The sequence below is a fragment of the Rhizobium sp. TH2 genome, assembly GCF_024707525.1.
Taxonomy (GTDB): domain Bacteria; phylum Pseudomonadota; class Alphaproteobacteria; order Rhizobiales; family Rhizobiaceae; genus Rhizobium_E.
On sequence record NZ_CP062231.1, the window covers coordinates 4,351,263 to 4,362,112 of the forward strand.

Annotated in this window: 9 protein-coding genes; 2 read left to right on the forward strand and 7 right to left on the reverse strand. The window is 56.3% G+C overall.

The window, feature by feature from the left end:
- Positions 1–4 precede the first annotated feature (4 nt).
- The gene (locus IHQ71_RS21495) at positions 5–1,243 is read left to right on the forward strand and encodes a glycosyltransferase family 4 protein (RefSeq protein WP_258158462.1); all 1,239 of its coding nucleotides are present in this window, start codon (positions 5–7) and stop codon (positions 1,241–1,243) included.
- Positions 1,244–1,275: 32 nt separating this feature from the next.
- Here the strand turns inward: IHQ71_RS21495 and IHQ71_RS21500 are convergent, their stop codons facing one another.
- From IHQ71_RS21500 to IHQ71_RS21530, 7 genes are all read right to left on the reverse strand, one after another.
- Positions 1,276–2,097, reverse strand: a complete 822-nt coding sequence (locus IHQ71_RS21500; RefSeq protein WP_258158463.1) for a methyltransferase, TIGR04325 family — start codon at positions 2,095–2,097, stop codon at positions 1,276–1,278.
- Between the two features lie 59 nt (positions 2,098–2,156).
- Positions 2,157–3,608: an oligosaccharide flippase family protein gene (locus IHQ71_RS21505; RefSeq protein WP_258158464.1), complete on the reverse strand. Its 1,452-nt coding sequence runs from the start codon at positions 3,606–3,608 to the stop codon at positions 2,157–2,159.
- A 437-nt stretch (positions 3,609–4,045) separates the two neighbouring features.
- Positions 4,046–4,723, reverse strand: coding sequence for a sugar transferase (locus IHQ71_RS21510; RefSeq protein WP_258158465.1), 678 nt, complete (start codon positions 4,721–4,723; stop codon positions 4,046–4,048).
- A 300-nt stretch (positions 4,724–5,023) separates the two neighbouring features.
- Positions 5,024–5,779 (reverse strand): response regulator transcription factor, encoded by a 756-nt coding sequence (locus IHQ71_RS21515; protein ID WP_258158466.1) that lies wholly within the window; start codon positions 5,777–5,779, stop codon positions 5,024–5,026.
- Between the two features lie 245 nt (positions 5,780–6,024).
- The gene (locus tag IHQ71_RS21520; protein WP_258158467.1) at positions 6,025–6,759 is read right to left on the reverse strand and encodes a Crp/Fnr family transcriptional regulator; all 735 of its coding nucleotides are present in this window, start codon (positions 6,757–6,759) and stop codon (positions 6,025–6,027) included.
- 119 nt (positions 6,760–6,878) lie between these two features.
- Positions 6,879–8,153 carry a polysaccharide pyruvyl transferase family protein gene (locus tag IHQ71_RS21525; RefSeq protein WP_258158468.1) on the reverse strand — a complete coding sequence of 425 codons (1,275 nt, stop codon included), beginning with the start codon at positions 8,151–8,153 and terminating at the stop codon, positions 6,879–6,881.
- The gene (locus tag IHQ71_RS21530; protein ID WP_258158469.1) at positions 8,150–9,592 is read right to left on the reverse strand and encodes a hypothetical protein; all 1,443 of its coding nucleotides are present in this window, start codon (positions 9,590–9,592) and stop codon (positions 8,150–8,152) included. The genes IHQ71_RS21525 and IHQ71_RS21530 overlap by 4 nt, the downstream gene beginning before the upstream one ends.
- 150 nt (positions 9,593–9,742) lie before the next feature.
- On the opposite strand from IHQ71_RS21530, the gene IHQ71_RS21535 reads away from it, so the two are divergent.
- Positions 9,743–10,624 carry a glycoside hydrolase family 16 protein gene (locus IHQ71_RS21535; protein WP_258158470.1) on the forward strand — a complete coding sequence of 294 codons (882 nt, stop codon included), beginning with the start codon at positions 9,743–9,745 and terminating at the stop codon, positions 10,622–10,624.
- Positions 10,625–10,850: the final 226 nt, after the last annotated feature.

A 10,850-nucleotide genomic window follows, 5' to 3' on the forward strand; every position in this document is an offset into this window, starting at 1 on the left:
CGTGATGTCGGCGACGCTCCAAAGGGCAGTCATCATCAACGATCGGTCCGCGATGGTGGGCGGCGCATCCAATCTTGCAATCCTCTCGGCGCGATTTCTCGCCTCCCATGGTGTCGACGTTGTCTTTTTCGCCGGCGATGAAATAACCGCTCCCGCACCGGTAGCCCGTACAATCAATCTGGGCTGCCCACCGCTCACACTTCAGGGAAAGGCCGCAGCGTTTGTTGGGGGGCTCTACAACGCCAAGGCATACAGCGCGTTGAAAACACTTATCGCTGAGGATACCCCGTCCACCATCTACCATGTTCACGGCTGGTCGAAGATCTTGTCGCCCTCGATCTTTCGCGCGCTCGCGCCGGTGCGCTCAAGGGTGATCCTTCACGCCCATGACTACTTTCTGGCATGTCCCAATGGAGGCTTTGCCAATTTCAGAACCAACAGTATCTGCACGCTGACGCCGATGTCGGCGCGGTGTCTTGGGACGCAGTGCGATAAGCGCGGCTATCACGAAAAGCTATGGCGCTCGCTCAGGCACGTCATCCGCCAGCAGTTGTTTCCCACCGGTGCGGAGGCACCCAACATCGTCGTCGTGCACGAGAGAATGAAGGACTATCTCGTCAAGTCCGGCATCAACGTCGGACGGACGCACACTATACGGAATCCCGTCGATGCGTTCTCGTCATCCGGTACCGCGCCGTGGCTCAAAAAGAGCTTCTTCTTCATCGGACGGCTGGAGCCTGAAAAAGGCTTCGCCGATGCGGCCTCGGCCGCGAGAGCCGCCGGCGCGCCCTTGCAAATCATCGGAGATGGCGCCGGGCGCGCGTTGCTCGAGCGAGACTTCCCTGATGTGATCATTCACGGCTGGCAAAACCGGGACGGAGTCGCCCGTCTCATTCAGGATGCGCGCGCCGTGATCGTCTCCTCACGCGTGCCTGAGCCTTTCTCGCTTGCGGCCGTCGAGGCGGTGGCCAGCGGAATTCCCGTCATCATGCCGAGCGAAGCTCTGATCGGCCAAGAAATCTTCGAGCGCAATTGCGGCCTGACCTTCAAGAGCGGGGATATCCTGTCGTTGAGCGAGGCGATCCGCACACTGCACGCGGACGATACTCTCGTCCGGCAGATGGCGATGAACTGCCTTCGGGAAGGTCCCAGTCTCACCCACACCACGGCGACCTGGAACCAAGCACTGCTGGATCTCTATCAGTCCGTGCTGGCATCGGCCGATCTGCAAAAGACCGGTTAGCAAAGCCCCAAACCGGCGGTCGCAGACGTATTTCAGCTGTCCAGGCGGAAATAGAAGCCGGCGCTCTCGCTTGCGCCGAGCTCGGGGTGCGTTTCGACGACGTGAGAGAGCGACGGAATCGACCATCGGTCGACCAATTTATAGCCGAGTTGGCAAACATTGCGCATGAACGCCGCTTCGTTTCGCATCCGATAGGGGACAAGCGCCGGCCCGATACGTTCGAGCGTCACCACTTCAGGACCCTTACGCAGCGCCACCTTGTTAAGAAGAAGATGTCGGGGCCGGGTCCTCATGGAACTGATCAGTTGCGAGAGCGGCTTGTCGAGATATTGCAACAGCCCGGAACCGAGAAAGAGCTGCACGTCATCGGCCAGGGAAATATCGTCGACGAATTCGAGCCCGGGACAATCTTCACGCTGCGCCCTAGCCCGGCCGGCACGCACCACGGCCGCCACGTCATAGACGATCCATCGAAAGGAGGGTTTCGGACTCAAGTGATTGCGAAAAGCACGGTACTTGGTCCCCATATGACCGCCTGCATCGACAAGCCCGTCAAGTTCGGCCTCGAGCTTGTTCAACCAGAACAGCACCGGATAATCCCAGGGCGCGATCTTGCACATCTGGTCGAACGAGACATCGGTGACTTCGTCATTATCATAGCCGGCCAGGGCGGTGCGACCCGCCGCCTCCATCGCCTTCTCGTAGCTTTCATAGGCGCCGTTGAAACGGCGGGGGAACGGTGAGAGATACTTTAGGCGCCCGCTGGCAGCTTTGAGTGGCGCCAACGCCTGGACCATCGTCTCGGCGAGGTTGCGAAGCATCAGACTTTGTCTTGTCAGGTTTCTTGTACTCATATTGCCCTCCGACACTCAGATCAGCCTGCCGTGCTCGACCCGCGTCCTTTCATTCGATCTCACGATGGATCCGACCGATGTGGAATGCCAAATATCGGCAACGCAACGCCGCCGAACTTATGTCCCGCCGCCAGCGCCATGAAGTAGATCAAGGCCCCGACCAGCACTTGCAGAACGACCGACGGCGCGCCGCTCATCGACAAGAACTGGGCGAGATTGCTCGAGGCGATCACGGCACCGACCATGACAGCCAGTGCGATCATCGGTAGGCTGCAGTCTCGCAGCACGCGCCCCCAGTTCATGCCTCCATAAGCGCTCTGCAGGCGAATGGAGATGCAAAACGAGACGAGGGAAGCCGCGCATTGCCCATAGGCGGCGGCCAGCATGCCGAAAGGCGCAAGAACGAGGAGAAATCCGACACCGACCAGGCTGTTGAGCAAGATGGTCCGAGGCATTTTCCTGATGTTCCCGGACAGCGACAGCAGCGGCTCTGTTACATAGCCCGGAACCAATAGCACCTGCTTCAGCGCCAGCAACGTGATCAACATCGAAGTCGGCGCCCAGGCATCGCCCAGAACGATCCGGACGAGAGGCTCGGAAACGAGAGCAAGACCTACATAGACCGGCAATGCAATCGTCAATAGCACGGACATGATTGTCGTCGCCGAGCGGCCGACATCGGCTTTCGCACGTCTTTCGTGGCTCGCCAGATGGGCTACTTTGCGCAGCCTGGTCCATGTCAGAATTCGCGCCGGCTCACCTATCAGTTCGGATACCGCAGCAATGATCCTCTCGGCAGCGCGATAGTAGCCCGCCTCGGCGAGGCCAAGAAAGCTCCCGACCAGCAGCGTGGCGGAATACGAACGGAAGAAGATGATGATCCTGTTGGCAACGATGTGACGAGAAAACTCCAGAAGCTCTTTGCAGAATTCCCAACTCAATTGAAGGCGCGGCAGCCAACGTGTCACCGCGATCGACAAACTAAGGTTCGTGAGTTGTGCTCCAAGTCGGCCCGCGACGAAGAAGACGACCCCCCAACCCGCATGTATGCCGTAAAGTACGATTCCGAACCCCACCAGTTCCGAAACGATGCGAATGAGTGCCAAGTCGCGGAGGCGTCCCTCGGCAACCAGGATGGCGTCGTAGACCGTCGACATCGCCGACGGCAGGAACCAGCAGCTGAATAAGGCAATTATCGCTGCCTCTTCCCACCAATCGAAATAGAGAGCGATTAATGCCGTCGCCGCCAATCCCAATATGGTGATCAACGTGCCGGCGATCATCGCCGCGGTTGCAATCTGTGAAAGCTTGCCCCGATAATCCGGTGATTTCAGAACGAATTCGCCCCAGCCACCTTCCGCGATGGCCACGAACAGCAGCGCGAATGCCGAACTGTATGCGTAAAAGCCGAACTCGGTAGATGTTAGCACACGTGCGGCAAGAATGAATGCGGCCAGTTGTGCGACCTGGGATGCGATCTTCGGTGTGAGTGTCCAGACGCCGGCGCCCAAACCGGCGTTGAGGGCCGATCGAAGCGCCGTTTGCTCGGGCGGCCGAGAGAGATGAGACTGTGCTTGACGAAGGATTATCATAAGTCCTCAACCTGACCACGTTGAGAAGTCTTCATCGCCACTGACGACAAGCCCGGCGCAACGCGCATGGGTGAAACTTCGACGAAAGCTGCTATGAGACTGACGTTCATGGAATCGTCACAGCCCTCGGGCACACGAATGCGAGCACGCCGAGATGGTCCGATCGTCACAAGACCCACAAGGCTTGAAACCGGTCGATATGTCGAATACTCCTTCAGAAGCCTAGATATGAGCGAAGAAACGAACATGCAGAACTGGCGCTTGCGGAAACCCAAATATGCGCTTCGGTGGCTTTTGTTGGTTTTTTGCGCCGTCGTATGGTTTTGCGCCATTCTGTTGTTCCTTCGGTAGAACGGCTAGCCCTCATTCGTGGCGAAGAGCACGACACCGACCGTCTTGCATAAAATAAGCAGATCCTGGCGCAATGAGCGCGTATTGAAGTACTCAACATCGAGATCAACCCGTTCTTCGTAGGTCATGCCCGGCCGTCGAGACACCTGCCAGAGACCTGTGACGCCTGGCTTCATCGACAGATAGCAGCTGAGGCTGGATTCATATTTCGCCAGCTCCGCTTGTGTTACGGGCCGTGGGCCGACGAGGCTCATTTCCCCTTTGAGGACATTCAGGAACTGCGGCAACTCGTCGGCGCTCGTGATGCGAAGGTATTTGCCGAGAAGGTGTACCCGAGGATCACCCTGCAGCTTCTGAGTTGCCTGCCATTCAGCCGCCCTCAATGGGTCGGTAGCCAGAATATAAGCAAGAATTTCATCAGAATTCTTCCTCATGGTCCGGAACTTGAGACAATCGAAAGACTTGCCGTCCTTGCCGATGCGTCTGTGCCGGAAGAAGATCGGACGACCGTCGGCGATCAACAGGCCGAGGCAAATCAGCAGAAGGGCGGGGAAAAGAAAAAGGATGGCCGGAATCACTACGACGAGATCCAGAGCGCGCTTGTGCCAATTGCCGCGTCCGGCGCTGCGGCGCTTGAGATGAGATTCCACCTCATGAGAAAACTGATCACTTATCAATGACATATGGAAACTCCAGCCCGTACCAAAGCTGCCAGCCGCCTACCGCAATTGCAATTGATCCTAGTGGATGAAGGCTAGTCAGATTGAGGTAGGACACAGGAAGTAGCCTAAGCCCCCGCTTGCCTCGAAACATCCCTAGAACCTAGCGCCGTACATCTCCAAGACGATCAACACACCAACGCATGCGCGTTAGTATTCCCGCTGAACCGGCAGACTAATTGCGCAGATCTCAGCCTACAGCTAAGTTCAGTGGACTCTCATGCCATAACATGAGAGTCCACTTATCGATTATCGGAAGCATGATTACTTCATGAGGCCACGAAGCTTGAACGCGACTTCGGTACGGTTGCTTGCGTGCAGCTTCTTCATGATGTTGCGAATGTGAACCTTTACGGTGCTTTCGCAAAGCTCCATCTCGTAGGCGATGATCTTGTTGGCTTTGCCTCGCCGCAACGCCTCCGAAATTTGTATTTCACGGGGCGTGAAGAGATCGGTGAAGCACCGGTTGCCCTGGGCCATCGAATTGATGAATTCCTTCATCGACAGGATGCTGCTGGCCGGAATGAAGACTCCGCCGGCACGAGCGAGGGAAATTGCCTCGGCAGCGACGTTGATCCCGACGCTGCTGGGAATGTATCCCCGCACGCCGCATTCCACCGCCTTGAGCACTTGATGCAAGTCGTCGCTTTCCGCGATGAGGATCACCGGGCAAGTTTTCAGCGAAGCGCACAGATCCGAAATCCGTTCGCTGATGCCCGTCTCAGCGAGTGTCCGACTGCCCAGGATCAAAATCACTGCCGAAGGTTCGGCGACCGTTCCCTTGGCCCGCCACTCCTCCAGCGATCCGGCAGTAAAGATGTTCAAAGATGGATTATACGATGTAAGGCTCTTGGACAGACACTCTCTGTCGAGTGCTCTTGGGTCGACGATAAGTACATACTCGTCTGCATCGGCTGTCTCTGCTGCGGTCACTTCCTCGGTAAGTTCATCAATATCACTAGGGCGAAACCTATGTATTGAATTGTAAGCCGCCATTCTCTCAGTTGCTACAGTTTCCATTTAGTCAGTCTCCCTGACAGATATCAAGACGCGAACTACTGTCCCAAGATATTCGACGCCAAGTTAAATTGGTCGATACTTCTTTGTTTAAGTTCGACTGGAAATTACGCCGGCATGTAAAATCTATCTATGTTTTGAATCAATTGCATTAACACAGGTTAATCAAAGCTTAAAAAAAGCAAAAAAACCATCGTCTCAGATTCGCACCTTGGTAAGCAAGGGCCAACTCTTGTACTTATAATGAATTAGCTGTTGATAAGTGGAGGCCTGTTGCCTTGACGCGCAATTGACGGCGACAAATAGGCCGGTTCAAATCCAACAATATCTATCAAGCGTTGCCGATTGAGGAACTCGACAATCCCGTTGCGGAACCAGACTAGCCCCTTCAGCCTCATCTCCTTGAGGACACGGTTGGCATGCACTGTCGAGAGGCCCACGGCATCGCCGATATCTGCCTGCCGCAACGGACATATGAAGCCGTCGAAGCCGGGCTTGGCAAGGTGTCGAGCCCGCTCCGCGAGTTCGAGGAGCAAGTGTCCTGTTCGCTCAAGGCCGTCCCTGCCCCCCATATTGGCCAGCCGCTCCGACATCCGAGCCTGGCGCTTCAGCGATTCCATATAAAGAACATGGGCGAGCTGCGCCCCACCACTTGATGAATGGGTCAGTGGGTCGTGGATTTCGCAGCAAACGACATCGGTGAGCGCCAAAAGCACCTCTTGGCCCATTTCTGCTGCCGTCATCGAAATCATGTCGCCATGGAGCAGGAAATCAGTAACAATGCGTGTCCCACTGGGCAATACTTTGCATGTCATTGCCCAGCCCGACTTTATGTAGAGGGCATGCCCAACCACATCGCCGTGCTCGAACATTGTTGTGCGCTCGGCAAATCGCCGAGTTACTGCCCCTTTCGCGTCAAGTACCGGGTCGATCGATCTGGCGCTGATCGCTTCGCCGGCCGCAGTATGCTCGATACCCGTCATGACAATTCCTTGCGCAACCGTGTGATGGTCAAGAATTCATTATGCTCGCAAAAATTAAATTATATATTAGAAACTAATTTTGCAACTGAAGAAAGCTAAGGCTCACTGCGATTAAGATTCTAGTCCGCTTCGTCAGCCTCGACGTAGAGTTTAATGCGAGTCTTCTTGCTGTCTGCTTTCGCGGCTGGTGGATCCAATGCATGCATTGCACTTGCAAGATCGACTAGATTTGAGGCCTTGAGCCTGGCGGCCTCCAGAATGGGTGAACTCGTCTGCGGTTCAATCCCCTCGATGTGAGCCTCAACCAGCGCTGAAAGGATACGAGCTTGCGTAATCTCTGATCCACTCAAACAATATTTGCCTCGTCCGGTATAGTCGAAAAAGCCCGGTAGTTTGCTATCCCAACTGAGCCCAACGTGCGGAATTCCGAGGGAATAGGCAGCGATACAGGCGTGCAGCCTGTGAGCAAGAATTACCGAGGCGCCTTTGAGTATCAGGACGAGCTCCTCCGGTCTCTTCGGCCGAGGTGCCGTTGTAAGCCGACCCTCGCGAATGAGATTTGAAAGTTCTGGAAGCCGCGCGATCTGCGCCAGGAAGAATTGATCTTCTCGCGCGCCATTGCAGAAGAGCTTGACCTTGAAGCCGAGATCAACCGCGCCCTGGATGAGGCAAGCATATTGCGAGGCGTCAGCCAGCGGTATCGCGGAGGCGGAGATACTTGCGTGGCGCCGCAAGATGAACGGCGCAGTCACGCAGACCGCCACCGTCTTTGTGTTGGCATGGCTGGCAGGGTAGACTTCCGGAAGGCTCAACTCTCGTGCCAGCAATCCCGGATCGGGTGCAATAGTGGCCAACGGCCCCGCCGGGAAATGCGACTGCCAGTTGGCTAGTGACACCTGATCCCGGACCGACACCGATATCACATTGGCGCCGCGCATCCTGCCGAAAAGTTTTAGCGCCGTCTTCGACCAATGCGCGCTGACGCCGACGGCGTGAATGGCGAGCGGCTTGCTCGACCGCGCCACGCAATCGAGGACAAGTCCGACTTTGAGAGGAAAGTTCAAATCGTCGTCCTGAAAGAGATTGCCTCCGCCTATGACGACCAGATCGGCCGACCTTAGAGATCGGTCGAACCGCTGTCGCAAGCGACGAAGCGATCGCTGCAGGAGAACCGAGATCACAATTCGTCGAGCGGCTGCAGGTAACATCTGGAGAACCCGAAGAACGCCCGCTCGCCGTGAATTGGTGGAACCGAACTCGGTACGACCGGCGATGTCGAGCGTCTCGACCTTGACGTCAGCTCTGCTCCCAGCAAGTGCCTTCTCGAGGCACAGGGCCAACAGCCCATCGCCGAGGTTGTCACTATATTTGACGTTGAAAACCAGTACCTTCACTGGCGTAAGGCCTCCGCTCCGAATTCGTCCGGCGTGCCGCCAAACGCCGCGTAGGGTCCTGCCGTCGTTCTCATGGTCGGTATGTTTTGAGATGCGATGAACCCCGCCAGCAGATAGAAGACGAGACCGAGGTCGTATCCGGTGCCCGAGATCACCGCTGTGACCAACAATGCGAAGATTCCATTCTTGGCGGCGCTCACGATGCTGTCGGATTGATCATGGCGTGCCCCGGTTGTTCTTGCGAGAAGAGCGACCACAAACGCGCAAAACAAGACAAGACCTGGCAGGCCTATGTTGGACAAGAGGACAAGAATGTAACTTGAGGCGCGCGCGCTACCAAGTCCGGCGCCCAGCCAGGATGTGTCGATGTATGTCTGATAGGCGACGCTGTTCCACGCCGATCGCTCGCGACCAGATTGGCTATCGCCCTTGGACAGAACGATTTCATCTACGAAATCGTAAACGGCAGCGGCGATATCGGGAAATATTACCATCACGACGACGACAAGGAACGGCAGCCCGGCTGCAATCGCGACCAAGGCCGCGGGCCTGCCGCGGCCGGGCGCGACAGCGCTCGCCGCGAAGGATTGGAGCAGGATCACGGGCACGATGATCGCAAGACACACCAGCGCGGTTGCCGATGTCGAAAGAACAAGAAAGACCAGGGACAAGCCGGCGACGATGCCGGTCATGCGCGACCGAATTCGCGCCAGCCACAGGGTAGCGGTCACGGCGAATATTGCGACGGTATAGTCGGCGAATGCCGATGCCTCTGGAAATGTCCCGGAAATTCGTTTCAGACCACCCTTCTCCGCCCCCGTCAGCAGCGCATAATTTGCCGTCCGCACGAAGCCGAGCAGATAATTGGTGCCGGTGAAATGGGTTACGATGTCGGCCAGCGCGAACGCCAGATTGATCCCTCCGACCACCAGCATAGCTTTGACGAACAGTCCCTGATCATTAGTACGAAGGAAATGCGCGAAGGTGAAGATGAAGCAAAGCAGGCTGCCCAAAGCATAAACCGATTGCGTAATGTTGTTTGATGAGAACCTAAGGGGCGCCAGCGTGATGACGTTTCGCGCACCGGCCGTCCTTTGCACGATCATCGTCTCCGCATCACCCTGAAACAGGTAGGGATACGTGAATGCGGTCCACAATCCGAATACGGTGATTACGAGGAGGAGGAAGCCAACACGATGGACATGGATGGCCTCGATGGCAGGTCCCGGACCATGGGCGACCAAGCAACGCAGGACAAAAAACACGAGGAAGAGATTTGGAACGAGAATGGAGGCACCGCCGAGAACCGGCAGGCTGATCGCCGACGCCGCGCCGAACACCGTGCAAACGACCAAAAGGATGAACGCGACGGAGATGGGCAGCAGGAAGATCGCCGCACCCACCACGACCGTCACGAAACCCATCAACTCGATCTGCATCCGAAAACTCTCAATACTGAGCCCTAACCAACACCTGATCCTACCATGCCGACGCACTGCTGTATTTACCGCCCGGGTAAGTCTTTTTAGGTAGATTTCAGCACATTTTCAGCAGTATACGCCGCATCTGAGTAGAGTTATGAATATAGCATGCAGTATTCAGACCTCCTCTCGGCAAGATTTTGCGCGCAACACTTATCCAGCTCCGGAACGCTGCAACGCGTTCTCGGACTGTGTGCCGCCGTTGCGATATGTGGCCTACTTTCCTCGGCGACAGTCATTGCCGACAGCACGGGCACGCCCATCGATCCAGAGAAATTGAAGCTGACGTTCAGTGAAGAGTTCGACACGTTGGACGTCTCGGCTTGGGGGCCGGGAACGCGGTGGATTGCGCATACACCCTGGTCAGGTGACTACGGCGGCGCGAGATTTGGCGATCCCGGCGAAAACTCGCCCTTCTCTACGGATAGCGGCATCCTGCGAATCGAGGCGACACGCGATGAAGCGGGCAATTGGCGATCGGGCCTGCTGGCTTCTGTCGATCGGAAGGGAGTAGGCTTCTCGCAAAAGTATGGCTATTTCGAAATGCGGGCGCAGCTTCCCGAGGGAGCAGGCGTGTGGCCTGCCTTCTGGCTGGTCGGCAGGGACCGCAGCAAGGCAACTGCTGAGATCGACATCCTGGAATATTACGGCGACAAGCCGGGGGCCTATTCGTCAGTCGTTCATGTCTGGCACAAGAATGGTGAGCATTACTCGAAGGGCAACCGCAACGAAGTATTCGCCGAAGCCCAGCCTTCCGACTTTCATACCTATGGTGTGAAGGTCGATAAGGAATTCATCCGCATGTATTTCGATCGGAAACTGGTCTGGACAACCCCAACGCAGCCTGAACATCGCCAACCATTGTTCATTTTGTTGAACCTGGCGCTCGTCGACGGAACCAGTAATATCATGACACCAGACCCGTCCCACATGTTTGTAGACTACGTGCGCGCTTACGCCCTTGAGGCAGACAACACGGCTCGCCCCTGAGCACATAGCCCTTATGTCAGACGGTTCCAACCACGATCATCGTACGCGTTAACCATCTGAAATAATGAACATTCGCTCGAGAGTTGTGCCGAACCCATCAGGTCACAGTCTCTAGTACGATGAGAGGTCTCGCCCGGCCTTTTCGAGCCAATCCGGCAGGGGTTCAGCCAAATGGATTAGGGCGTCGGTACCATCGGATAGCCGGGAAAGCCCAATGAGCATCTTT